At 62.3% G+C, this 24,589-nt stretch carries 24 protein-coding genes; 17 read left to right on the top strand and 7 right to left on the bottom strand.

Annotated features, from left to right (window positions below; translation table 11 throughout):
* Positions 1-15 precede the first annotated feature (15 nt).
* From QP363_RS10045 to QP363_RS10035, 3 genes are read left to right on the top strand one after another with little or no spacing between them, the layout of a single operon-like run.
* Positions 16-1,182, top strand: coding sequence for a histidine kinase (locus QP363_RS10045; protein ID WP_070444684.1), 1,167 nt, complete (start codon positions 16-18; stop codon positions 1,180-1,182).
* Positions 1,157-1,777, top strand: coding sequence for a response regulator transcription factor (locus QP363_RS10040; protein WP_070444682.1), 621 nt, complete (start codon positions 1,157-1,159; stop codon positions 1,775-1,777). Before QP363_RS10045 ends, QP363_RS10040 begins: the two co-directional genes overlap by 26 nt.
* Positions 1,778-2,794: an NAD(P)-binding domain-containing protein gene (locus tag QP363_RS10035; protein ID WP_070444680.1), complete on the top strand. Its 1,017-nt coding sequence runs from the start codon at positions 1,778-1,780 to the stop codon at positions 2,792-2,794.
* Positions 2,795-2,797: 3 nt separating this feature from the next.
* Here the strand turns inward: QP363_RS10035 and QP363_RS10030 are convergent, their stop codons facing one another.
* On the bottom strand, positions 2,798-3,370 hold the full coding sequence (locus QP363_RS10030) for a VanZ family protein (RefSeq protein ID WP_070444679.1): 573 nt from the start codon (positions 3,368-3,370) through the stop codon (positions 2,798-2,800).
* Between the two features lie 86 nt (positions 3,371-3,456).
* On the opposite strand from QP363_RS10030, the gene QP363_RS10025 reads away from it, so the two are divergent.
* Positions 3,457-4,422 (top strand): MDR family oxidoreductase, encoded by a 966-nt coding sequence (locus QP363_RS10025; protein WP_070444677.1) that lies wholly within the window; start codon positions 3,457-3,459, stop codon positions 4,420-4,422.
* Positions 4,423-4,468: 46 nt separating this feature from the next.
* Here the strand turns inward: QP363_RS10025 and metS are convergent, their stop codons facing one another.
* The 5 genes from metS to QP363_RS10000 all read right to left on the bottom strand — a co-directional run bounded on the left by metS (position 4,469) and on the right by QP363_RS10000 (position 10,248).
* The gene (gene metS, locus QP363_RS10020; protein WP_070444675.1) at positions 4,469-4,636 is read right to left on the bottom strand and encodes a methionine/alanine import NSS transporter subunit MetS; all 168 of its coding nucleotides are present in this window, start codon (positions 4,634-4,636) and stop codon (positions 4,469-4,471) included.
* A gap of 25 nt (positions 4,637-4,661) precedes the next feature.
* Positions 4,662-6,281, bottom strand: a complete 1,620-nt coding sequence (locus QP363_RS10015; RefSeq protein ID WP_284764426.1) for a sodium-dependent transporter — start codon at positions 6,279-6,281, stop codon at positions 4,662-4,664.
* 279 nt (positions 6,282-6,560) lie between these two features.
* Entirely contained in the window at positions 6,561-7,886 is a 1,326-nt protein-coding gene (locus tag QP363_RS10010) for an MFS transporter (RefSeq protein WP_216381851.1), read from the bottom strand.
* A 108-nt stretch (positions 7,887-7,994) separates the two neighbouring features.
* Positions 7,995-9,305, bottom strand: coding sequence for an AMP-binding protein (locus QP363_RS10005; RefSeq protein WP_070444669.1), 1,311 nt, complete (start codon positions 9,303-9,305; stop codon positions 7,995-7,997).
* Positions 9,306-9,627: 322 nt separating this feature from the next.
* Complete coding sequence (locus QP363_RS10000; RefSeq protein WP_246822960.1) at positions 9,628-10,248, bottom strand: TetR/AcrR family transcriptional regulator; 621 nt, start codon at positions 10,246-10,248, stop codon at positions 9,628-9,630.
* 110 nt (positions 10,249-10,358) lie between these two features.
* Between QP363_RS10000 and QP363_RS09995 the strand changes: the two genes are divergently transcribed.
* The 10 genes from QP363_RS09995 (at position 10,359) to QP363_RS09950 (ending at position 18,500) form a co-directional block, all read left to right on the top strand.
* Entirely contained in the window at positions 10,359-10,817 is a 459-nt protein-coding gene (locus tag QP363_RS09995; protein ID WP_070444665.1) for a hotdog fold thioesterase, read from the top strand.
* Between the two features lie 111 nt (positions 10,818-10,928).
* On the top strand, positions 10,929-11,915 hold the full coding sequence (gene paaA / locus QP363_RS09990; RefSeq protein ID WP_284764423.1) for a 1,2-phenylacetyl-CoA epoxidase subunit PaaA: 987 nt from the start codon (positions 10,929-10,931) through the stop codon (positions 11,913-11,915).
* Between the two features lie 48 nt (positions 11,916-11,963).
* Positions 11,964-12,251: a 1,2-phenylacetyl-CoA epoxidase subunit PaaB gene (gene paaB, locus QP363_RS09985; protein WP_039672784.1), complete on the top strand. Its 288-nt coding sequence runs from the start codon at positions 11,964-11,966 to the stop codon at positions 12,249-12,251.
* On the top strand, positions 12,248-13,084 hold the full coding sequence (gene paaC, locus QP363_RS09980; protein WP_284764414.1) for a 1,2-phenylacetyl-CoA epoxidase subunit PaaC: 837 nt from the start codon (positions 12,248-12,250) through the stop codon (positions 13,082-13,084). The genes paaB and paaC overlap by 4 nt, the downstream gene beginning before the upstream one ends.
* A gap of 27 nt (positions 13,085-13,111) precedes the next feature.
* Positions 13,112-13,651 carry a 1,2-phenylacetyl-CoA epoxidase subunit PaaD gene (gene paaD, locus QP363_RS09975; RefSeq protein ID WP_070711348.1) on the top strand — a complete coding sequence of 180 codons (540 nt, stop codon included), beginning with the start codon at positions 13,112-13,114 and terminating at the stop codon, positions 13,649-13,651.
* A complete protein-coding gene (gene paaE / locus QP363_RS09970; protein WP_070711349.1) occupies positions 13,651-14,811 on the top strand; it encodes a 1,2-phenylacetyl-CoA epoxidase subunit PaaE in 1,161 nt (386 codons plus the stop codon). The genes paaD and paaE overlap by 1 nt, the downstream gene beginning before the upstream one ends.
* Positions 14,812-14,822: 11 nt before the next feature.
* Complete coding sequence (locus tag QP363_RS09965) at positions 14,823-15,599, top strand: enoyl-CoA hydratase/isomerase family protein (RefSeq protein WP_070729687.1); 777 nt, start codon at positions 14,823-14,825, stop codon at positions 15,597-15,599.
* 56 nt (positions 15,600-15,655) lie between these two features.
* Entirely contained in the window at positions 15,656-16,852 is a 1,197-nt protein-coding gene (locus QP363_RS09960; protein ID WP_070444653.1) for an acetyl-CoA C-acyltransferase, read from the top strand.
* Entirely contained in the window at positions 16,853-17,620 is a 768-nt protein-coding gene (locus tag QP363_RS09955; RefSeq protein ID WP_070444651.1) for an enoyl-CoA hydratase/isomerase family protein, read from the top strand.
* A 28-nt stretch (positions 17,621-17,648) separates the two neighbouring features.
* Positions 17,649-18,500, top strand: a complete 852-nt coding sequence (locus tag QP363_RS09950) for a 3-hydroxyacyl-CoA dehydrogenase family protein (protein WP_284764407.1) — start codon at positions 17,649-17,651, stop codon at positions 18,498-18,500.
* A gap of 33 nt (positions 18,501-18,533) precedes the next feature.
* On the opposite strand, the gene QP363_RS09945 is transcribed toward QP363_RS09950, so the two are convergent.
* Positions 18,534-18,941: a PaaI family thioesterase gene (locus QP363_RS09945; RefSeq protein ID WP_070444647.1), complete on the bottom strand. Its 408-nt coding sequence runs from the start codon at positions 18,939-18,941 to the stop codon at positions 18,534-18,536.
* A gap of 102 nt (positions 18,942-19,043) precedes the next feature.
* Here QP363_RS09945 and paaZ point away from each other — a divergent pair, with 102 nt between their 5' ends.
* The 3 genes from paaZ to QP363_RS09930 are packed head-to-tail and all read left to right on the top strand — an operon-like array spanning position 19,044 to position 24,194.
* A complete protein-coding gene (gene paaZ, locus QP363_RS09940; RefSeq protein WP_284764406.1) occupies positions 19,044-21,122 on the top strand; it encodes a phenylacetic acid degradation bifunctional protein PaaZ in 2,079 nt (692 codons plus the stop codon).
* A 60-nt stretch (positions 21,123-21,182) separates the two neighbouring features.
* On the top strand, positions 21,183-22,883 hold the full coding sequence (locus tag QP363_RS09935; protein ID WP_284764404.1) for an FAD-binding dehydrogenase: 1,701 nt from the start codon (positions 21,183-21,185) through the stop codon (positions 22,881-22,883).
* 27 nt (positions 22,884-22,910) lie between these two features.
* Entirely contained in the window at positions 22,911-24,194 is a 1,284-nt protein-coding gene (locus tag QP363_RS09930) for a hypothetical protein (RefSeq protein WP_284764402.1), read from the top strand.
* The last annotated feature ends 395 nt before the right edge of the window (positions 24,195-24,589 follow it).

Raw genomic sequence — 24,589 nt, 5'->3', positions numbered from 1 at the left:
AGCTGGACTGCCGTGATGATGAGCAACAAACTGTGGACCGTGGGACTGCACACCATGTTCGGTTTTCTCCTCGTGTTTGGAGTGCTGCGCGCATGGGCCGATGGCCGTCTCGACGCCCGCGCCCTCGGCCTCTCCATCGCACTCGCAGTGGTCTACACGGGGTTTGCCATCTTCGGCTCTCGCACCATCACCCGCCCCGTCCCCACCACGCTGTGGCTCGCCGCCCTGTGCCTGCTGTGGATCGGGCTTATGGTGCACGCCCAAGACTTCATGTGGCTCGAGTTCCCGCTGGTCTTCGTCTTTATCCATGCGCTTCCCTTCTGGCCAGGAATCGTCGCCAGCGTGGTGCTGTGGGCCGTCGCCGCCTTCGTCCCCGCGTGGATCCACCCGCAATTCTGGACCGCGGCCGCGGCCATCGGGCCGTTCATTGGCACCTGTTTCGCCGTGGCCGTCTACCACGCCGCCCGCCGGGTTCAGGCGGAGGCGGCGCACCACGCGGCCGTCGCCAAGCAGCTGCGTGAGACCCAGGAGGAGCTGGCGGCCAGCGAGCACCAAGCCGGGCGCCTTGAGGAACGGGAGCGGCTCTCCCGCGAAATCCACGACACCGTGGCACAGGGGCTGTCCTCCATCGTCCTGCTCAGCCGCGCCGCCAAGAACACATCCGCGCAACAGGACGTGACCGAGCAGCTCGCACTCATTGAAAAGGTGGCCCAGGATAATCTGGCCGAGGCCCGGCGCTTCGTCAAAGAGCTCGCAGCCCCTGCCTCCTCCCTCGACGCGGAACTGCGCTCCCTCGTGGATGAGCTCCAAGCCCAAGCTAAGGGCCTGGGGCTGCGCACCCGCTTCGGGCTCAAGCTCACCGGCAGCGCCGACGTCCCCACCGAGTTTTCCCACGTCATCTTGCGCGCCGCGCGGGAAGGGCTGACCAACGTCATGAAACACGCCGATGCCGACAAGGCCGTTGTCACCCTCGGCTCTTTCGAGGATGGAATCATCCTCGATGTGGTCGACGACGGCCGCGGCATCGAAGGGCCACGTGGCTTCGGGCTGACCGGCCTGGAGCAGCGTGTTCGCAGCGTCGGCGGCAGCGTCCAGGTAGAATCTTCACCCGCCGGCACCGCGCTCGCGGTGCGAATCCCAACAGGAAGCAGCAGCAATGGTCAACGTGATGCTCATCGATGATCACCCCGTGGTCCGCGCCGGGCTGCGCGCGATTCTTAACGCCTTCCCCGACATCGAGGTGGTACTGGAAGGCTCCGACGGCTCGACCGTCGAGCAGCTGACGGATGCTGATGTTCCCCACATCGATGTGGTTGTCTGCGATATTCAGATGCCAGACGTCGATGGCATCGCCGCCACCCGGCGCGTGCGCGAGCTCGATGGGCCACCGGTGCTCATCCTCACCACCTATGACACACAGGCGGATATTCTGGCCGCCGTGGAGGCCGGCGCATTAGGCTATCTGCTCAAGGACGCCCCCGAAGAAACGCTTCACACCGCGGTGCTCGACACGGCCGCGGGCAAGCGCACCTTGGCCCCTGAGGTCACCAACCTCCTAGCGGAGCGCTTGGCGCAACCGGAGACCGCGCTGTCCGCGCGCGAGCTGGAGATCCTGCAGGCGCTGTCCACAGGCGCTTCCAACAAGCAAATTGCCCAGCAGCTCTTCATCTCCGAGGCCACGGTCAAGACCCACTTGATCCACGTCTATCAAAAGCTGGGCGTAGAAACCCGCACGGCGGCCGTCTCCGCTGCCCGCGAACGAAAGCTCATCCAATAAATGTGTACTTACGATTGCATCGTGGTGGGTGGCGGCCAATCTGGCCTGGCCACGGGCTACTACTTGCGCCGTCAGAAGCTCGATTTCCTCATCCTCGATGCCAACTCCTCCCCCGGCGGGGCCTGGCAGCACGTGTGGGACTCACTCACGCTCTTTAGCGATGCCCAATCCTCCACGCTGCCCGGCTGGCCCATGCCTTCTTACCCGGGTTTCCCGCCGGCTTCCCACGTGGTGAACTACCTCACCCGCTATGAGCAGCGCTATGACCTACCGGTCCGGCACGGGGTGGCGGTGGAGCGCGTGCTTGACGACGACCCCTTCTTCCGCCTTCTCACCACTCACGGTGAGTTCCGCTCCCGCACCGTCGTGGCCGCGACGGGCACGTGGTCCGCGCCGTTCATCCCCTTCTACCCCGGTGAGTTTCAAGGGCGCCAGTGGCACACGGCAAGCTACCCCGGCCCTGCGCCGTTTCTCCCCGGAACGCAGCCAGAAACCCAGCGCGTCGCCGTCGTGGGCGCAGGCAACTCGGGAGCCCAAATCGCCGCCGAGCTTGCCTTGAAAGGCGTGGACACCACGTGGTTTACCACGCATCCGCCGCGGTGGATGCCGGATGACGTGGATGGCCGCGTGCTCTTTAGCCGCAACCGGCAGCGTATGCTCGCCTTAGCAAAGGGGGAGCCCGATCCCGGATCGGAGTCGGAGCTCGGCGATATCGTCATGGTTCCGCCCGTCCTCAAGGCCCGGGATAGCGGGCTGTTGGGCACTACCCCGATGTTCGATTCCCTCGATGAACTCACCGAGCAGGGCTTCAGCGACCTCATCTGGGCCACCGGCTTCCGCCCAGCGCTACGCCCGTTCCCTGGGCTGTTGGCAGAAGGAAAGCCCACGGTGGAAGGTTTCTTCCCCGTGGGCTATGGCTCGTGGACTGGTCCGGGCTCAGCCACGATTACTGGTGTGTCACCCTATGCGCGGCAGGTAGCAGGGGACGTCGCCAAGCTCGTTCGCTCTACCCACTAGGCGCTACAACGCCACCATGGCGAGGAGCACCACCGCTGCCAGCGCAAGGAGAAAACCTAGGCGGCGCAGGATCTTCATCTGTTCTTCGCGCCCCATACGCGCCATGAGTGCGGCGCCGAAAACAGAGCCCACGGTGTTGTAGAGAAGGTCATCGACATCGCTAAAGCCCAGGGCAAAGATGTACTGGGCGCTTTCAATGCAGAGGCTGACTACGAGGCCGATCAGCATCGCCCCGCCCAGGCCCCAGCGAATCCTGGCACGGTCGCGCCCGGCCACGTAGATCGCCGCGCCCAGCGGCATGAAAAGAGCGATGTTTCCTATCAGATCGGTCCACGCGCCGTACCACACGGAGGCGTTCTCAAAACCACCAAAGAGCTGTGTATTAACCTGGCGTACCGCATGTGCGGAACCATCCACCACGCCGGGGATATCCATAAAGGGTTTGCCCACCGTCGCCAACATCACGACCACCAAGGACAGGGCCGTGACCAGGAAGGAATCACGACGCAGGTGCGGATATGAATCCGGCGCGGGCCGCAGCCTATTGCGCGGGTGTTGAGCTTCTATCCCAGTCATGCGCTTCACCCTAACTATGTTCTCTGGAAGCCAGCTGAAGCAAAAGCCAGAAAACGCTGCTTCACATCCTCTGTACGATAGTGCCCATGAGCACACTCATTGTCACCCGCGCGGATTCCGGAGTAACCCATTCCTTCCAAGAACAGCCCCTGCTCGGGGAAGGCGACACGGTCGTGGATGTGCAGTTTTCTTCCCTCAATTACAAGGACGCCATGGCCTTGGAGGGCGATAAAGGGGTCATGCGCATCAATCCCCTCGTCCCCGGCATCGATGTCGTGGGCACTGTGTCGGAGACTTCTGATTCTCGCCTGGACCCCGGCCAGCTTGTCGTCTCCTGCGGCGATGGCTTGGGCGAATTCCGCCATGGCGGCTACACCACCCGCCAGCGCGTCAACGCTGAAGCCACCATCCCCGTGCCCCAACGCTTCAGCGCTCACGATGCCGCCGCCATCGGCACGGCCGGATACACCGCCGCTATCTGCGTGAACCAGCTGCGCACGCACGGCACCACGCAGGGCCATGTCTTGGTGACCGGCGCCACCGGAGGCGTGGGCTCCATCGCGGTCCAGCTGCTCAAGTCTTCCGGCTACGAGGTCACCGCCGTCACCGGCCGCGTGGAATCCCAGTCGGACTACCTCACCTCACTCGGCGCGGATCACGTGCTCGACCGCGCAGCGCTGTCTGAGACCGGCCGTCCGCTGCAGAAGGCGCTGTACGACGGCGCCATTGACACCGCCGGCTCCACCGTCCTAGCGAATGTGCTGGCGCAGGTGCGTTGGGGTGGTGTGGTTGCGGCCACCGGCATGGCAGCCGGCCCGGACCTTCCCGCTTCGGTGCTGCCGTTCATTTTGCGCGGCATCGTGCTGGCCGGCGGCAATTCGGTCGACGCGCCCCGCGAGGTGCGCGAGGAGGCCTGGCAGCTTCTCGACGAACACCTCGACCTCGACATGCTGAACTCTATTACCGAAACGGTTCCGCTGGCTGATGTTGCCACCGCCGCTCAAGAGCTCCGCGCGGGCTCCCGACATGGGCGCACGGTGGTCGAGATATAGGCTGGGACAGATTTAAGCTGGGCAGCGGTGTGCCGCCCGCTCCCTTTTAGTGGTGTACGCGGTGCGACAGGGATTCGTCGTCAGTGCCGGGGGTATCACCCAGCTCGCCCGTGGTGTTATCGTCGCTGCGGGCCAGCCAGATGGAAGACACCACCAGTCCGCCCCAGATGACGACGACGAAGAGAATGAAGAGCAGGATTGCGCTTGTAGTCATTGTCGTTCTCCTTTCTTAATAGCCGTTACTTGTCGTCCGTGATCGGTGCGGCAGGCTTACCCGTGGCAAGCGGGTTCGGTGTGCCGGCCGGGCGGCCGCCCACAGGAACGCCGTAGTCCGAGGTCTCCATTCCGTCCAGGTACTTGTTGCCGCGGAAGGCCACCAGCGGCATGACGAAGCTGGCGAGCAGGATGACGCCCAGCGCTGCCCAGCCGAAGAGCCCAATCTGGGTGGAGGAGTAGCCCTCATAGCCCTCGCGGGCAATCGTGATGATCTCGTTGACCAAGAAGTAGACGAGCAGCAGCGGGGTGGCGATGAAGGTCAGGAACTGCCAGAAGCCACCGACCTTGAAGTGCGAGACGGCGTTGAGGTGCTGCTGGATCTCGCGGCGGCGACCGGTGACCCAGCCGACGACCACTAGGGCACAGATGGCGCCGAAGACGATGCCCAGGTTGTTGGTGAACTTATCCATGATGTCCAGGGTGACCAGGCCCGAGGAGGTGGAGAACAGGAAGCAGGACACGACCGCCATGGTGCCGCCAACGGTGATGGCAGAAACGCGGCGAGAGACGTTGAACTTATCTGCCACAGCAGAGACGACGACCTCCATGATAGAAATCAACGAGGTCACACCAGCCAGGAAGAGGGAGCCGAAGAAGAGGACACCAAACAGTCCGCCGAGCGGCATGAGGTTGATGATCGTCGGGAAAGCGATGAAGGCCAGGCCGATACCGGAGGACACCACCTCATCCACGGCCACGCCCTGCTGGGCAGCCATGTAGCCCAGGGTGGCGAAAACACCGATGCCGGCGAGAACCTCGAAGGAGGAGTTTGCAAAGGCGGTAACCAGACCCGTATTGGTGAGGTTGGTGCGCGGCTTGAGGTAGGAGGCGTAGGTGATCATGATGCCGAAACCAATGGACAGGGAGAAGAAAATCTGCCCATAGGCGGCGATCCACACCGATGGGTTGCTCAGCACGGACCAATCCGGAGTGAGGAAGGCGTTGAGACCCTCGGCGGCGCCGTCGAGGAAGAAGGCGCGGATCACCAGAATGATGAACATGACGGCCAGGACCGGCAGGAAAATGGAGGTCAGCTTACCGATGCCCTTGTTGATGCTCGTGGCCAACGTGGCGATGCAGACGATCCACACGAGGATCATGACGCCGAGAATGGCGGGGACGACGTGGCCCGAGTAGGTTGCCTCCGGGTTTGCTTGGAGGAAGTCGCTCATAAAGTACGTTGATGGATCCTCGCCCCACGCCTGGTTCACAGACTTGATGGTGTAGAGCGCCGCCCAGGCAATGATGGCGGCGTAGTAGATGGCGATGAAGAAGTTCACGCCGACCTTGAACCAGCCGATTCCCTCCCAGCGGCTGCTGATACGGCGAAATGCCAGCGGTGCAGAACCGCGGAAGCGGTGGCCAATGGCCAAGTCGAACCACAGGATAGGAATACCGGCGGTGAGCAAGGCAACCATGTACGGGATGAGGAAGGCGCCGCCACCGTTGTCATAAGCAACGTAGGGGAAGCGCCAGATATTACCTAGGCCAACGGCGGATCCGATGGCGGCCATGAGGAAGACAAAGCGCGTATTAAAAGTATCGCGTGTCGAGCGAGTCTTATGCGGGGTTGATGTGGTCATGAGAGAACTTTCTTCTTGAGCAAATATCGCGCACGGCGAGACCCTAGGAATTGTTTATACGGGCCGCGTACGACGAGTATTAGCGAGAAGCATAGCCTAACTGCCAACCTATAGGTACCGTTTTGAATACTTATTTCTAGTTCTTTATCCCTGCCGAAACCCCATGGCTAGGACCTCAAAACCACTACTACCCCTCAACGCCTAGCACCTGTCCGCAACGATGAATCCGGAAGGAGGCTGAGCGATGAAGGGTAAAGGGCAGAAAAGGATGTGACGCGACTAGACGTGCAGATCGCGGTTCTGAATCCCCTTGGGAACGGCGAGCACACCAATGAGGGAGACGATAGAAATCACAATGCCATAAGCAGCGATGGCCATGGAAGTCTCGAACTTGGAGTAGAGCATCTCCGCAATCATTGGGGCGAAGGCGCCACCGATAATGGAACCGAAGGCATAGCCGATGGACACGCCCGACAGGCGCACTTTAACCGGGAACATCTCCGCGTACATCGCCGATTGCGGGCCGTAGCTCGCACCCAAGATGACGCCCAGCAGGAACACAGCTGCACCGAAAAGCATGACGTTGCCCGAATCTACCGCCAAGAACACCGGGGTGATGTACAGCGCCAAGACAGCGTAGCCGCCAATAAACGTCGTGCGGCGCCCAACCTTGTCGGAGAAGTGGCCAAAGTACAGCGTTCCAATGAACCAGCCGATCGACGCAACCAAGGCTACCGCGAGGGCCTGAGGGCGTGTATAACCCACCACCTTCGTGCCATAAGCGGTGAAGTAGGCGATGACGAAGTAACCAATAGCGTTGTTGGCGGCAAAGATGAGCGCACACTTAATGACGGTTCCCAGGTGCCCCTTGAACAGGACCGCGAGCGGTGCGGTGGACTTTTCCTTCAGCTCCTCCATTTCCGCGAAGGCCGGGGACTCTTCCACCGCCCGGCGGATCAGGTAGCCCAGAAGAATGAGCACGACGGAGGACAGGAACGGGATACGCCAGCCCCATGCGAGGAACTGCTCCGAGGTCAGGACGGCGGAGAGCACCAGCATAAAGATGGTGGCTAGGAACATGCCGAGGGGCACTCCTACCTGCGGGAAAGCACCAAACAGTCCGCGCTTGCCCTGCGGGGCGTGCTCAACGGCCAGCATCGCCGCACCACCCCATTCGCCGCCGGCGGAAAGGCCCTGAAGGATGCGCAAGACCACTAACAAGATAGGCGCTGCCATGCCAATGGAGGCGTAGGTGGGCAGCACGCCCATCAGCATGGTGGCCAGGCCCATGCCGACCAACGTGACGACGAGGACCGGCTTGCGCCCGAGCCTGTCACCCAAGTGACCGGCCAGGATGGCGCCGAGGGGGCGGAAGAGGAAGGAGATACCCAGTGACGCCCAGGAAATGATCTGCGCGAGCGAAGCGCTTTCATTGGAGACCGGATCGAAGTACTGGGTGGCAAAGATCAGGCCGGCGGCCTGGGCATAGATGAAGAAGTCGAACCACTCAATGGTGGTGCCGACCATCGATCCGGCGAGCACGCGCTTGTGCTCTGTGGTAATTCCCGGCCCTTGGGCAGGCTGTTGGGTGACTGGTGCAGACATAGTGGAAGTCTTTTCTCTATGGGTGCAGAAGCACGGCGGATACAGTTAAAGCCAGTGAACTAAGGAGACAAATAGTGAGCTGGGCACGCCCGAAAAACCGAGAGCGGTCTATTGATCGCGGTTGTCGACGATCCTCTTGGCCTTGCCCTCACCGCAATCAACGTGGTCAGTAATCTCGACGCCAACGCTGATGCCGATGCGCTCCTTAATCTGTTTCTTCAACCACTGGGCAGAAGCGTCGATCTGATCGGGGGTCGCGTCCGAGGAGTGCTCAACCACTAGGGTGAGGTGGTCCATGCGGCCGCGCTTGCTCAGCACGCACTGGTAGCGCGGACGAAGCAGACGGTCCTCGGTGATGATCTCCTCGAACTGCGACGGGAAGCAGTTCACGCCGCGCAGGATGATCATGTCATCGTTACGGGCGGAGATGCGGTCGATGCGGCGCATCGACCGCGCGGTGCCTGGGAGCAGGCGGGTGATGTCATGGGTGCGGTAGCGGATGATCGGGAAGGCTTCCTTGGTCAGGGAGGAGATAACCAGCTCACCGTACTCACCGTCCGGAACCGGCTGCATGGTCTCCGGATCGATGATCTCTGGGTAGAAGTGGTCCTCCCAGACGGTCAGGCCATCCTTGGTCTCCACGCATTCTTGGGCCACACCCGGACCCATCACCTCGGAGAGACCGTAGATATCGGTGGCCGTAATACCAAAGCCTTCCTCTAGCTCGCGGCGCATACCCTCACTCCAGGGCTCGGCGCCAAAGACACCAGCGCGCAGGGAGGATTCGCGCGGGTCCAGGCCTTCCTTGCGCATACGGTCAAGGAGGTTGAGCACGTAAGACGGCGTACCCAGGATTGCGTCCGGCTGGAAGTCCTGCATGATCTGGATCTGGCGTTCCGTCTGACCACCGGAGGTCGGAATCGCCGTGGCTCCTAGGGCCTCGACACCATAGTGGGCACCCAGGCCGCCGGTAAAGAGGCCATAGCCGAAGGTGATCTGGACCTTATCGCTCTTGCGCAGGCCGCCTGCCCGCAGCGAGCGGGCGACGAGCTCGGCCCAAATACGCACGTCATTCTCGGTGTATCCCACGACGGTCGGGCGACCCGTGGTGCCGGAAGAAGCGTGGATACGGGAGATTTGGTTCTGGCCTACGGCAAACATTCCGAAGGGGTACTCCGCACGAAGGGTTTCCTTGTCGGTGAACGGGAACAACGCAAAGTCCGAGAGTTCCTTGAAGTCATCCGGGTGAACGCCCTTCTCATCAAACGCGCGGCGGTAGTGCGGGACGTTGTAGTACGCGTGGCGAAGCTCGTTCTTCGCGCGCGCGGTCTGCAGCGCGATGATCTCATCGCGAGAGGCGTACTCAATGCCCATCTGCGGGCCGTGGTGGTCAGAGAAAATGTCAAACGTTGCGGTCACGTCATTTGCCTTTCATTTCGAGGAGAGGGAAATTCCACACCCCTCAAGCTCCATCGAAAGTGCTGCAAGAAGTTGGTTAGCTGGGACAACGCACAACATGTGCGAAACTTACTTACCGTTCGGTTGGGTAAGTCTTGTGACGTACACTACAGGCCAGTGTGGTGATAGACAACACAATTAGGCTAAGTTTTTGATGCGCGACACATCATCGCAGGCCACGGCGGTTTCACAGCCAAAAGAAGCCCCCACCCCCATATGGAGCCCCAACGGCGGAGCGAAACGCTCGCCTCCGACTAGCCGATCAGTTACTCGCCCATCGCGACTAGCCCATCGCTTGCGGAGCTAGGCCGCCAAAAACAACACGCTCAAAGGTGCTGGCCAGCTCCTCGGCATCAAGCCGCCCCTCCGGCTCATACCAATCGGACGTGGAGTTGATCATTCCGAAAATCATGCGGGTCAACAGCGGAGCTTCAATGTCGGAGCGGATAGCCCCCTCCTCCTGAGCAGCCTCCACCAGCGGAACCACGGAACGCGTCAGCGTACGGCGGCGCTCCAACGCACTCCGCTCCACCTCGGAGTTTCCACGCAAACGGAGCAAGAGCGCGACAGACTTCGGGTCGGAGCACAGCACCTCAATCGAGCCACGCAATAGCCCGCGGACCCTCTCCCCCGCCGACACATCGGCCGCGGCCATCTCTTCCGCGACCGCCTCCAAACGGCTGAGCGCCTGCACTACCGTCAGTTCCAAGATCTCTTCTTTCGACGAGATGTGGTGATACAGCGCAGACTTGGAAATCCCCAATTCGCTCGCCACGTTATCCATCGACGTGGCGTCGTAGCCGCGGGCAGTAAAAGCACGAACGGCTGCACGAATGACATCTTCACGGGAGTAGCCGGGGCGGCCACGGGCCGCGCCCTGGACAGCGGATTTCTCATTCTTCACGCAGTCCATTCAAGCAGAGAGCCCCGAGCACCGTTAGACTAGTGAGCCACCACACCCCTTTTCGCTCCCTCGGCAGCACTGCGGAAGACCCTTCCCAAGGAGGATTTCCCATGAGCACCGAGCACCCCATCCTCGCCCCCGGCGTCGCCGAAGGCCCCGAGTTCACCCACGTACGCGCCATGTTCGATGACGACCGCGCCACTGCGGAAATTGGTGCGAAAATTACCGCGCTGGACCTCGGCAGGTGTGAAGGCCACTTCACCATCCGCCCTGAAATGTGCAATGGGCACGGTACGGCACAAGGCGGCTATTTGTACATGTTCGCCGATTCCATCTTCGCCGGCACCTGCAATTCCGGTGGCGACTTGGCCGTTGCCGCGCACAACTCAATCCACTACATCGCCCCCGCCTTCGAAGGTGACGTCGTTGACGGGGTTGGGGTGACCCGCCAAGCCTGGGGCCGCAACGGCGTCGTCGATGTCACCCTCAGCATCAAGGGAAAGCCCATCGCCGAATTCCGCGGCACATTCCGCGTGCTGCCCGCCAAGCCCCAGAATCGCAACAAGTAGGGCGCAGCTCACAAATATGGTTGACATAGCTCACACCTGCGCCATATACTGACCAACCAGTCAGTAAGTATTATTAAGCCGACACTGAGCAGAGAGGGAACGATTCCTCCCATGACCCCATCAGAGAAAACACTCGCCGCCGTCCCGGCTGCGGATGAAGCACAAGCACAGCAACGCTTCGACGAGCTCATCGCGGAAGATTCCCGCATCGAGCCCAACGACTGGATGCCAGCTGCCTACCGCAAGACCTTGACGCGTCAGATTTCCCAGCACGCGCACTCCGAAATCATCGGCATGCAGCCGGAGGCCAACTGGATCACCCGCGCACCTTCGCTCAAGCGCAAAGCCATCCTCATGGCCAAGGTGCAGGATGAGGCTGGCCACGGCCTTTACCTCTACTCCGCTGCGGAGACCTTGGGCACCTCCCGCGACGAGCTGGTACAGCAGCTGCTCGACGGCACCGCCAAGTACTCCTCGATCTTCAACTACCCGGCGCGCACGTGGGCCGACATCGGAGCCATCGGCTGGTTGGTGGATGGTGCTGCCATCTGCAACCAAGTGCCGCTCTGCCGCGCCTCCTACGCTCCCTACGGCCGAGCCATGGTGCGCATCTGTAAGGAAGAGTCCTTCCACCAGCGTCAAGGCTGGGAGATCCTCTACGAGCTGTCCCACGGAACCCCCGAGCAGAAGCAGATGGCGCAGGAAGCCATCAACCGTTTCTACGGCCCGGCACTGCAGATGTTCGGCCCGCCGGATGATGACTCACCCAACTCCAAGCAGTCCATGGCATGGAACATCAAGCGCTTCTCCAACGATGAGCTGCGCCAGCGCTTCGTGGACATGATCGTTCCACAGGCCGAGGCCCTTGGCCTGCACTTCGAGGACCCAGACCTGAAGTGGAACGAGGAGCGCGGCCACTATGACTTTGGTGAGCTTGACTGGTCCGAGTTCAAGGCCGTCATTAAGGGCGAGGGTCCCTGCAACGTGCAGAGGATGCAGCGTCGCCGCCAAGCGCATGCCGATGGCGCCTGGGTCCGTGAGGCTGCCGCAGCCTACGCCGAGAAGCACCACTCGGCTGATAGCTCGCTCATTGCTTAACGCCTAAGCACACTGCCCAACCAGTTTCGAGACCTTAAGGAAGATTCCATGTCTAGCTCTAACTGGCCCATGTGGGAGGTCTTCGTACGTTCCTCCCGCGGCCTTTCTCACGTCCACGCCGGCTCGCTCCACGCACCGGATGCCACGATGGCCCTGCGCAACGCCCGTGACCTCTACACCCGCCGCAACGAAGGCACCTCCGTCTGGGTCGTACCCAGCGAGGCCATTGCCTCTTCCGACCCTGATTCCAAGGGCGGATTCTTCGAGTCCCCGCAAGGTAAGAGCTACCGCCACGCCACGTACTACGACAAGTCGGAAGGAGTGCCGCACCTGTGACCGGATTTGCAGCCGCCGATTCTGCGACCAAGCAATCGCAGGGCAACGGCATCACCGCAGAAGACATCGCCGCCTCCGGCGCAGTCGCACCCGAGGACACGGCGCGCTATGCGCTCACGTTGGGCGATGACGCCCTCATCCTGGCCCAGCGCCTGGGCTGGTGGATTTCGCGGGCACCGGAGATGGAGGAGGATATCGCCCTGGGCAATATCGCTCTCGATCTCATTGGACATGCCCGCTTCCTTCTCACCTATGCCGGCACCGCGTGGGACAAGACCGAGGATGACTTGGCCTACTTCCGCAATGAGGAGGAGTTCCGCTCCGCCCGCCTGGTCGAGCAGGAGAACGGCGACTTCGGCTACACCATCGCCCGCCAGCTGCTCTTTTCCTATTACCAATACGGGCTCTACACCGCCCTGCTGGAGTCCACGGATGAGACCCTGGCGGCTATCGCGGCCAAGGCCATCAAGGAAGTCGAGTATCACGTCGACCACGCCAACCAGTGGGTCCTTCGTCTTGGCCTCGGCACCGAGGAGTCTCACCGCCGTATCACGGAGGGCCTGATGTACATGTGGCCCTACCTTGACGAGCTCTTCGAGGATCTCCCGCTCCACGAGAAGCTGGCGGCAGAAGGCATCGCTGATCTGCCCTCGAGCCTGCGCGCGCAGTTCGATGAGCGCATCGCCTACGTCCTCGACAAGGCAGGTCTGGCTATCCCGGAGGTCAAGCAAGCCCGCTCCGGGCAGCGCACCGGGCGCTTTTCCGAGCACCGCGGTTTCATCCTCGCGGAGATGCAGTCCTTGGCGCGCCAACACCCCGGCGCGACCTGGTAGAGAAAAGGAAAGGACCAAGGTTTCATCGTGTCCATCACAGATAAGTCCCACCCGCTGCGCCCCACGCAGCCTGACGACGCCCACGTGTGGGACGTCGCCGCCGAGGTGCCCGATCCGGAAATCCCCGTTATTTCCATCGCTGACCTTGGTATTCTCCGAGATGCACGCCTGGAAGGCGATACTGCGGTGGTCACGATTACCCCAACCTATTCCGGCTGCCCCGCCATGGAGCACATCACGACGGACATCACCACAGCGCTGACCGACGCCGGCTACGCCAAGGTGCGTGTCGACCTCGTTCTCCACCCGGCGTGGACCACCGATTGGATGACGGAGACCGGCCGGCAAAACCTCAAGGACTACGGCATTGCCCCGCCCAGCGGTACAACCCGGGCCACGCCGGAAGGTCCTATCCCGCTCACGCTCGAACCGCCGCCGGCCATCGAATGCCCCCACTGTGGCTCCCGCCGCACACGTAAGCTTGCCCAATTCGGTTCCACCTCCTGCAAAGCTCTCTATAACTGCCAGGACTGCTTGGAACCCTTCGACTACTTCAAGGTGCACTAATGACCACGACCCCGTCTGCCCCCGCAAAGAAGAAGGCCACGTTCAACACCCTGACCGTGTCCGAGGTGCGCGCCCTGACTTCAGACTCCGTGGAGGTTTCCTTCGCTATTCCTCCGGAGCTCCAGGACGACTATGACTACATCCCCGGCCAGTACGTTGCGCTGCGGGCAACTATCGACGGCCAAGAAGTCCGCCGCTCCTATTCCATCTGCGATGTGCCTCGCGACGGCGTGCTGCGCGTCGCCATCAAGCGCGACCGCGGTGGCGTGTTCTCCACGTGGGCCAACGACACTCTGCAGCCCGGCGACACCATGGATGTCATGAATCCGCAGGGCGCATTCACCTCGAAGACCCACCTGACCGGTCTGAACAATCCTGAGGCTGTCCGCGAGGAGCTGGAGAAGCTCGAGAATCCGCACCTCGTGGCCATCGCTGCGGGATCCGGCATCACGCCGATCATGGCGATTGCGCAGACGGTGCTCCACAGCTCCCCCGACACCACTTTTGAGCTCATCTTCGCCAACAAAGGCGGCGGTGACGTCATGTTCGCCGAAGAGATCGGTGACCTCAAGGACAAGTTCCCCACGCGTTTTGCCGTGCACCACGTCCTCTCCCGCGAGCAGCGCGTCAATCCGCTATTCTCCGGGCGCATCGACGCTGAAAAACTTCAGACCCTGCTGGATAACGTGGTGCGCACCGACAACGTCGACGAGTGGTTCCTCTGCGGACCCTTCGACTTGGTGCAGCTGGTACGCGATGAGCTGGCCAGCCGTGATGTCGGTGAGAAGGATGTGCGCTACGAGCTGTTCACCACCGGCAAGCCCTCCGGAGACCAGAACCAGGCTGGGCGCCACGTCGAGGTGGATCCGGAAGGCGATAACGTCAGCATTAATTTCCAGCTCGATGGCCTCTCCGGCTCCGTTGAGTCCCCGGTCTCTGCCAACGAATCCCTGCTCAACGCCGCCCTGCGCGTGCGCTCCGACGTCCCCTTCGCCTGCGCCGGCGGCGTGTGCGGCACCTGCCGCGCCAAGCTGGTGGAGGGTGAGGTCGACATGGCGGAGAACTACGCCTTAGAGGCCGACGAGGTCGAGGCCGGCTACATCCTGACCTGCCAGTCGCGCCCCACCACCCCGAACATCGTCCTCGACTTCGACGCCTAGGAGAAACACACATGATCGACCTGCACCACGACGCCGAAGCCGGAGTCGTCGAACTCGTACTCAACAACCCGAAGGCCCTGAACTCCCTCGCGGAGGAGGACCTTGCCGAGCTCTCCCGCACCCTCGATGAAGCCGCAGAGCTTAGCCCCCGCGCGCTCATCCTGCGCGGTGAGGGCAAAGGCTTTTGCGCCGGCCGTAACATCAAGGGGCTCAACCCGCGTGAGGACGATGCCACTGCCTACCTCGCGGACGTTGTCACTCCCGTGCTCAAGAAGATCGACAACTTTCCTGCCCCCACCTTCGCCGCCGTGCACGGTCCATGCCTGGGTGTCGGCCTCGGTCTCGCTTTGGCCTGTGACGTCGTCTACGTCGCCGAAGACGCCAAGTTCGGCTCCCCGTTTGCCAACCTGGGCGCCACTCTCGATTCAGGTGGGCACTCCCTCTTCGTCGAGCGCCTAGGAACGCACCGCGCGATGGACCTCATCATCACTGGTGACCTCATCTCCGGCGCGGAGGCAGTGCGCGCGGGGCTCTTCTCCCGCGCAGTACCTGCGGAGGAGCTGCTGGAGTTTACCCAGGGCGTCGCCCAGCGCGTAGCCCACGGCGCCACCCAAGCTTTCCTCACCAGCCGCACCCTGGTCCAGGACATCCGCGATAACGGCACCGGTTTGTGGGCCAGCGTCGATGCCGAGAACATCGCTCAGGGAAAGCTCTGCGATACCGAGGACTACTACGAAGGCTTCGCCGCTTTCAACGAGAAGCGCCCGCCGGTCTTCCACGGCCGCTAAAACCTCCAGACCTTCTAGAACACACGACAGCTAACCCACCACAGCTAAGGAATCACATGACTGCATACCTGGTATCCGGCTTCCGCACCCCCGTGGGCCGCTACGGCGGCACACTATCCTCGGTTCGCCCAGATGACCTCATGGCCACCGCAATCAAGAAGACGGTGGAGGAGGCCGGACTCGACCCCTCCGCGGTGGATGAAGTCATCATCGGCAACGCTAACGGCGCCGGCGAAGAGAACCGCAACGTTGCTCGCATGTCCTGGCTGCTCGCCGGGTTCCCGGACACCGTACCGGGCATCACGGTCAACCGCCTGTGCGCTTCGGGCATGTCCTCGATTGCCCTGGCCACCGCCCTCGTGGAGTCCGGCCAGGCGGATATTGTCATCGCCGGTGGCGTCGAATCCATGTCCCGCGCCCCCTGGGTCATGGAGAAGCCAAACAAGCCTTTTGCTAAGCCAGGCCAGGTTTTTGATACCTCCATTGGCTGGCGCTTTGCCAACCCGAAGTTCGCGGAGCAGGAGAAGATGACCTACTCCATGCCGGAGACCGCCGAGGAGGTGGCCAACGTCTTCGGTATTAGCCGCGAGGACGCCGATTCCTTCGCAGTGCGTTCCCAGGAGCGCGCGCTCGCTGCCATCGAGGCCGGCAAGTTTGCCAGGGAAATCGTGCCCATCGAGGTCACCGACCGCAAGGGCAACGTCACCGTCGTCGACACCGACGAAGGCCCCCGCCCGGGCACCACGATGGAGGTCTTGGCCAAGCTGCGCCCGGTGACCTCCCTGGGTGACGTCACCACAGCAGGTAACGCCTCTTCGCTGAACGACGGCGCCTCCTGCGTCATTGTCGCCTCCGACGAGGCCCTCAAGAAGCACAACCTGACCGCCCGCGCCCGCGTGGTGGCCAACTCCGCACGCGGTGTGCGCCCAGAGATCATGGGCACCGGCCCCATCCCGGCTACCCGCGACGTGCTGGAGCGCGCCGGCTGGGAGCTGGACAGCGTGGATGCCGTCGAACTCAACGAAGCTTTTGCCTCCCAGTCCATCGCTTGCATCCGCGAGCTGGGCTTGGATGAGAACAAGGTTAATACCTGGGGCGGCGCCATCGCGCTGGGCCACCCGCTGGGTTCTTCCGGTTCCCGTATCACCTTGACCCTGCTCAACCGCCTGGAAACGGACGGGTTGAGCCGCGGCATCGCCACCATGTGCGTGGGTGTGGGCCAGGGCACCGCAATTGCGATTGAGAGGGTCTAAATGACTACTGCCATTGAGATTTCGACGCGCGGTGAGAATGACGAGATTGTCCTCGCCAAGCTCAACCGCCCCGCCGTCCGCAATGCCATCGATGAGCAGATGGTGGCGGAGTTCCACGAACTCTGCGCGCAGCTCGAGTCCGATCCCCGCATCCTCATCATCACCGGCTGCACCGTGGATACCCCGAAGGGCCCCCGCGGGATCTTCGCCTCCGGGGCGGACATCGCGCAGCTTCGTGAGCGCCGCCGCGAGGACGCCCTCCGCGGCATCAATTCCGGCATCTTCCACCGCATCGCCTCGCTGCCCGCCCCCGTCATCGCAGCGGTGGATGGCTACGCCCTCGGCGGCGGATTGGAGCTGGCCTTAGCCGCCGACTTCCGCGTGTCCACTCCTTTTGCCAAGTTTGGCCAGCCTGAAGCCGGCCTGGGTATCGCTGCCGCCGCGGGTGCCACCTGGCGCCTCAAGGAGTGCGTGGGCACCCCGCTGGCGAAGGAGATTCTGCTGGCCGGGCGCATCCTCAACGGCGAGGAGGCGCTGGCCAATCACCTGGTCAGCGAGCTGCACGAGCCGGATGCGCTGGTCGACGGCGCCCTGGCACTAGCCGAGCGCATCGCCCAGCAAGATCCACTGGCCGTGCGTTTGACTAAGCAGCTCATCTCTATGCCTGATGCAGCGCACCCGGCGGTGGACAACATCGCCCAGGCCGTGCTTTTTGAGTCCCCCGCCAAGTTTGAGCGGATGCAGGCCTTCCTGGACCGCAAGAAATAAACCTTCCACCCACAAGGAGAATCAACTCATGTCCTCAGAACTGCAGGTTCCTGCCAAGGTCGGCGTTCTCGGCGGCGGCCGTATGGGCGCGGGCATCGCGCACGCCTTTCTCGCCGCCGGCGCGTCCGTGACCGTAGTGGATATCAACGACGACGCCGTGGCCGCCGCTCGCGAGCGCGTGCACAAGGCCATCCGCGGCTCCCTCGACCGCGGGGCGGACGGCACCTTCGAATCCTGGGATCAGCGTCTCAGCTTTTCCACCACCGCCTCCGCCTTCGCCGGCTTCGACCTCGTGGTTGAGGCAGTTCCAGAATCGATGGATCTCAAGGTGGCCGCCTTCCGGGATATCGCCGAAGCGGCCCCAGAGGCTGTCGTCGCCACCAATACCTCCTCACTGTCGGTATCGCAGCTGGCAGAAAGCATCCCCAACGACGTCATTGGTCTGCACTTCTTCAACCCGGTCCCAGCTTCCAAACTGGTGGAAGTGGTTGTTGCCGAGTCCACGCCGGAGGCGCTCGTGGACACCGCCAAGGACTGGGTCGAGAGCTTGGGCAAGACCGCGGTGGTGGTCAAGGATGCCCCCGGCTTCGCTTCCTCCCGCCTCGGCGTGGCCATCGCGCTGGAGGCCATCCGCATGGTGGAGGAAGGCGTGGCCTCACCGCGCGATATCGACAACGCCATGGTGCTGGGCTACAAGTTCCCCATCGGCCCGCTGGAGCTGACCGATATCGTAGGCCTTGATGTGCGCCTCGGCATCGCCGAATACCTCGAATCCCAGCTAGGTGAGCGTTTTAGCCCGCCGCAGCTCATGCGCGACATGGTCGCCCGCGGGGAGCTGGGCCGCAAGTCCGGCAAGGGCTTCTACGACTACTCCGAATAAGCCGCACTCCCCCTCCACTTTTTCCTAGCGCTCCTACTTCTTGTCCTTCGACGCCACGAGCGCGTTAGTGATGCGCGCCGTACACAGCCTCCTCCCCTCGTCATCTGTAATGATGATCTCGTGGGAGCACAGCGTCTTGCCCAGCTTGATGGCGGTGGCCGTCGCCGTGACCAGACCCGCGCGCCCGGAAGCGTGGTGCGTTGCGTTGATGTCCACGCCGACGGCGACCTTGCCCAGCGTCGAAGCGTGAATCACCGCCGCCCAGCTACCAACGGCCTCCGCTAGGCACGCCATGGCCCCACCGTGGAGTAGCCCGAAGGACTGGGTATTGCCCTCGACCGGCATGGTGGCCACCACTCGCTGGGCCGACTCTTCCAGGATTTCAACACCCATCTTCTTGTCCAGCTCACCCAACTGAATCTTCCATACCTCTGCGGTCATGCCGTACTCCTTACTTAATCCTAGAAATGTGACGCAGACTATACTAGCCTGTATTTACTGACCAACCGTTCGGAAACTAATGGAAAGGCCAAACTTTTCGCTATGACTGAAGCCCTCGTCCCCAGCTACCTCTCCGGCCAGTGGCTCACCCCGGACAACCCCTCACGCGTCGCTGACGTGCACGATGCTTCCACTGGAGAAGTCATCGCTCGAGTCAGCGCCGAAGGCCTCGACATCGCCGGCGCCATCGACTACGCCCGCAGCACCGGGCGCGAAGGCCTCCAGAAGCTCACCTTCCACGAGCGCGCCCTCAAACTCAAGGAGCTGGCGATCTACCTCCAGGATCACCGCGAAGAGCTCTACGAACTGGCCAACAAGGCCGGCGCCAACAAGCGCGATAATTTCGTCGATATCGACGGCGGCATTTCCACCATGTTCACCTTCTCCTCGAAGGGCCGCCGCGAGATGCCTAATTCCACCGTCATGCCGGACGGCGAGGCAGAGGTCTTTTCCAAGGACGGCTCCTTCATCGGCCGCCACATCTACACCTCCATCCCTGGCGTAGCCGTACAGATCAACGCCTTCAACTTCCCCGTCTGGGGCATGCTGGAGAAATTTGCCCCGGCCTTCATCGCGGGCGTGCCCTCGATTGTTAAGCCCGCTACGCCGACCGGCTACATCACCGCGGCTTGTGTTCGCCTCATGATCGATTCCGGGATCCTGCCGGAAGGCAGCCTGCAGCTCATCTCCGGCTCCGCCCGCGACATGTTGGATCACCTGGACTACCGCGATCACGTGGCCTTTACCGGCTCTGCCGATACCGCGAATACCCTGCGCGCACACCACAACGTCATCGAGGGCGGCATCCAGTTCAGCGCGGAGGCTGACTCCCTCAACGCTGCCATTCTGGGTACCGATGTCACCGCGGACTCCCCGGAGTTCGAGGCCTTCGTCAAGGCAGTCTTCGGGGAGATGACCTCGAAGGCGGGTCAGAAGTGTACCGCCATCCGCCGCGCCATCGTCCCGCATGCGCTTGTCGACGCCACCATTGAAGCCCTCAGCGCACGCCTGCGCGACAAGGTCGTCGTGGGCGATCCGCGCGATGCCTCCGCCACCATGGGTCCGTTGGTCTCCGCGGATCAGAAGCAGGACGTCGCGGAGGCCGTCGAGAAGCTCAAGGCCGGCGGCGGCGAGGTAGTCTACGGCGGCGAGGAGGCCGAGGGCGCGTTCTTCAACCCCACTATCCTGCGCTTTGCCGATAATCGCACCCCAGCGGTCCACGACACCGAAGCCTTCGGCCCCGTCGTCTCCTTCCTGGGTTACGACTCCCCCGCCGAGGCCATCGAGCTCGCCGCCCTGGGCTCTGGTTCGCTGGTTGCCTCCGTTATTACGCATGACCCGCAGCTGGCACGCGAGTACGCACTCGGCATTGCTGCCCACCACGGCCGCCTGCATTTCCTTGACCGTGATGATGCGAAGACCTCGACCGGCCACGGCTCTCCCCTCCCGCACCTCGTCCACGGCGGACCGGGGCGCGCCGGCGGCGGCGAAGAACTGGGTGGTGTGCGTGGCATCCTGCACTACATGCAGCGCACCGCTATTCAGGGCACCCCGGATCACCTCACCGCCATCACGGGCCAGTGGCACCGCGGCGCGGCCGTGCAGCGCGTGACCCGCGCCGACATGGAGAATGGCCAGGGCACCCACCCCTTCCGCAAGGACCTGGCTACGCTACAGATCGGTGACCAGTTCGCCTCCGACCTGCGCCACGTCTCCCTCGAGGAAATCCTCGAGTTCGCGGAGAAGACCGGCGATACCTTCTACGCCCACACTGACGAGGAGGCCGCAACGGCCAATCCCTTCTTCCCGCGCCGCGTCGCACACGGTTACCTGCTGGTCTCCTGGGCTGCGGGCCTCTTCGTGGAGCCTGCGCCGGGCCCGGTCCTGGCCAACTATGGCCTGGAGAACCTGCGCTTCATTACGCCGGTCACCTATGACGATTCCATCCGCGTGGAACTGACCGCCAAACGCATCACCCCGCGCGTGACCGATGACTACGGCGAGGTCTGCTGGGATGCCGTGCTCTACAACCAGGAGGATGAGATTGTGGCGACCTACGATGTGTTGACCCTCGTGGAGAAGGTGAACACGACCTACGCCGAGGGCACAGCCTCGGCGTAAAGATGATAATGTGCGAGCCAAGTCACACAATCGAGTCCGGTTTCTTTTATCATTACTGTCATGAAAGAAACTAACTTGGTCACTGGCTCCGTCATCATCGTCGGCAGCGGCCTCGCCGGCATGGTCGCCGGCTATGAGGCCCTCAAGGGCGGAAAGCACGTCATCTTCCTCGAACAAGAAAACCGCAATAACCTCGGCGGCCAGGCCTTCTGGTCCCTCGGCGGGCTGTTTTATGTCGACTCCCCCGAGCAGAAGATGATGCGGGTCAAGGACTCCGAAGAATTGGCCTGGCGCGACTGGGCCAACTCTGCCGACTATGACCCAGTGACCGAGGATGACCGGCACGATTTTTGGGGCGCGAAATGGGGCCGCGAATACGTACGCTTTGCCGCTAATGAGAAACGCACGTACCTCAAAGGCCTAGGCCTCAACGTCCTACCCACCATCGGCTGGGCCGAGCGCGGTTCGGGCGATGCCTCCGGCCACGGCAACTCCGTCCCGCGTTTCCACCTCACCTGGGGCACGGGCCCGGAGGTCGTGCGCGTCTTCCGCGAGCCGCTCCTTAAAGCAGAAGAACAAGGCCAGGTCGAATTCCATTTCCGCCACCGCGTGGACGAGCTCGTCGTCGAAAACGACGACGCTGGCAGCCCGCGCGTCGTCGGCGTGCGCGGCAGCGTCCTCTCCCCCACCAGCCAGCCACGCGGTGAGGCGAGCTCGAGAGAAGTGGTCAAGCACTTCGAGCTGCGCGGCTCTGCTGTCGTCATCGCCACCGGCGGCATCGGCGGCAACCTGGACAAGGTCCGCCGCATGTGGCCGACGCAGCGCTGGGGCGAATGCCCGGAGGAACTGGTCACGGGCGTTCCCGCGCATGTCGACGGCCGTGGCATAGACATCGCCCAGCAGGCGGGCGCCTCCATGGTCAACACGGACCGCATGTGGGCCTACACCGAGGGCATGACCAACTGGAATTCCATCTGGCCCGGCCACGGCATCCGCATCATCCCCGGTCCGTCAGCGCTGTGGCTCGACGCCGAAGGCAACCGACTGCCTACCAACCTTTTCCCCGGCACCGATAACCTTGCGGCCTTGGCCCACATTGGCCAGACCGGGCACGGTTACTCCTGGTTCGTGCTCAACCAGACCATCGTGGACAAGGAGTTCATCTTCTCCGGCTCGGAGCAGAACCCGGACCTGACGGACAAGGAATTCAAGAAGCTCGCCGGCAAGCTCGGCCCCGGCACACACGTGGCAGTCAAAGCTTTCATGGAGAACGGAATCGATTGGGTCGTAGAAGATAACCTGGAGGATCTCGTTGCCGGAATGAACCGCATTGCGCCTGAGGGCTCCCCCACCATTGAGGTACCCCAACTTAGAAAAATCCTGGAAAATCGCGATTCCCAGCTGGATAATGCCTTCAGCAAAGACGCCCAAGTCAACTACCTCCGCGTTGCCCGCGGATTCTTAGGCGATAAGCTCATTCGCGTTGCTCCCCCGCACCGCATCCTGGATGAAACCAAGGGCCCACTCATCGCGGTGCGCCTGAAGTTCCTCACCCGCAAGACGCTCGGCGGCCTGGAGACCAACTTGGATGGCCAGTGCCTGAACCCCGATGGCACAGTTCTTCCTGGGCTGTACGCCTGCGGCGAGGCCTCTGGTTTTGGCGGCGGCGGTATGCACGGAAAGAACGCATTAGAGGGCACCTTCCTTGGTGGCTGCATCCACTCGGGCAAGCGCGTGGGCGAAGCGTTGGCGCGCGAATAGCACGGTTTTCTAATACTGTCGGGCACTATGAACCTCGCTAGGAACGTCCGCATCGACGTGGAGAATCCCTTCTTCACCACGTCCCGCTTCGTCGCCGCCCCCGCGGAACTCACCGTGGGCGAGATGATGATCATCGTCCACGCCGCGCTCGGCCTCGAGCCCTCCCATCCGGGAATCCTCGTGGGTGAAGAAGGCACGCCGATCGACGTCCTCACCATCATCGACCAGGACTTTTTCGAAACATTCCGGGAAGTAGCGCACTACCACCCCTCGGACGGCGCCTGGAATATCAGCATCAGCGTGGCCGATAGTTCGCACGTCGTCATGGGTCTGCCGGCCCTCATCGCCGGTGAAGGCCCCGATCTTATGAGTGAACTGGGCAGTGCCGAGGCGATGTTCAAGGTGGTCCTCGATGTCCAGGCGACCATGGCCTACATGGCCGTGCCCACGGAGAGCATGGAGCGCATCTTCGCGCTCTTCCCCAACTACACACTGGACCAAATCCATCAGCGCCTCACCACGTTCTTCCCGCCGGCAGTAGCACAGCGCCTGGCCACCATGGGCACGGAGGCCGCCAACCTGGAAGGCGGCACCAAGCCCGCGCTGCCCGGGGATCTCCCCCTTGATCCTTTCCGCTCCACTCCCTTCGAGGACATCCCGGTGCCGTCCTCGGAGATGCTGGAGGAATGGCGCGCGGAAATCCACGAGGCCTACCCGGAGCTGCGTCCCGACTATGAGCTGCCGGCGCTTGACGACGCCATCGCCGCCCACGTAGGCCAACGCGTGCGCGAATACCTCGAGGTCATCGAAGAATTTCCGCGCCTCACCGGGGCCGGCTACCTGAAGCAGGCGGCTGTCGCCCGCCTCAAGGAAGGCCTGAACAGCCCCAATGATTTTGATGATGTTAAGCGCGAGGACTACCACCAGCCGCTGCTGAACCTGCGCGGATTCCTCACGGACCTGGATTGGCTCAAGACCACAACGACGCAGATCAAGCTCACCAAATATGGCCGCAAGGCCATGAACGATCCGCTCTGGGCAACGCAGGTCATCATGCACAACATCCCTTATGCCTACGCCGAACCGGAGGGCATTCCTCAGCTCTCCTTCGAACTAGTCCATTTATTCCGTGGAGAGTGGGAGTTCAACCCGGAATACGACTACACACACGCCATCACCCGCGACCTGCTGTTCACGCTGGGTGTCATCGAGGATGACTCCACATTCCCCATCATCACCGATGGCTGCGAGGGCTTCCTCGGAGAAATCATCACCAAGGTGCGCGAGGAGCTGAACCAAGAGCTGGATTAGCCCTGGTTCAGCCCCCTCCAGGCCGCATGCCGCTGCCTACAACTACCGCGAACAACTCACAACAACCTCGAAACAACTACAAACAACCAGCAACAACCTATCTGACCTGCTTTTTCACAACAAAGGGGAGCTCTAAACTAGACACAGTTGTTGGCAAAGTTGTTTCAGAGTTGTTTTTCACGACACTCAAGCCTCAGAAAAACAACTTCCTGGGAAATGGATATCGAAGAGAGGTGAACCAGGCAAGGGATTTTTTGAAAATTCACGCTCGAGGGAATGCGCACGTCCATGTTTTGGACTCAAAGAAGGAGCGCCAACTGTCAGATGCGAGTTTTTGGTACCGGTGTTCTGGGGACTCGGTACTGTCGTGTTCCGGGTAGTTGGTACCGGGCCGA

The organism is Corynebacterium sp. UMB6689, from assembly GCF_030215295.1.
GTDB lineage: Bacteria > Actinomycetota > Actinomycetes > Mycobacteriales > Mycobacteriaceae > Corynebacterium > Corynebacterium aurimucosum.
This window is presented reverse-complemented; position numbering and strand designations above follow the sequence as displayed.